This window comes from Rothia sp. HMSC068F09, assembly GCF_001812775.1.
Classification (GTDB): Bacteria; Actinomycetota; Actinomycetes; order Actinomycetales; family Micrococcaceae; genus Rothia; species Rothia mucilaginosa_A.
This window is the reverse complement of record NZ_KV810430.1, coordinates 43,759-44,091: the sequence shown is the minus strand read 5'-3', so window position 1 is coordinate 44,091 and position 333 is coordinate 43,759. Positions and strand designations below refer to the sequence as shown.

At 58.9% G+C, this 333-nt stretch carries 1 protein-coding gene; it reads right to left on the bottom strand.

Annotated features, from left to right (window positions below; genetic code table 11):
- Window positions 1–333, bottom strand: a 333-nt coding sequence (locus HMPREF2874_RS09235) for a hypothetical protein (RefSeq protein WP_141754252.1), incomplete at both ends; no start/stop codon positions are given.

Sequence of the window (333 nt, the reverse complement as noted above, 5' to 3'; positions counted from 1 at the left end):
GAAGCATCAAAACCAGCATTAGCGCGAGCACCGGTTGAGGGTACACCAAACTCGGGTGCACCAGCAGACGCACCACCGGCAGCAAGCACCCGACCATCAGTAGAAGCACACAGCAGCGAGAAAGACACAGCAGGATCGCCTGCAGAACCCCACGACGCCACCGAGTTCACATACCCAGCCGCACCATAGGTCAGGGACGAGCCAGAACCATCCGAAGAAACCTGCAGAAGACGCGAATCATTACCGTCATACGAGAACACGCTCGTCGAGACCGGCACCAAAGTGACACCCTCAAGTTCCACAGACTCCGGGCACTGGCCCAGCCAGGCCTGA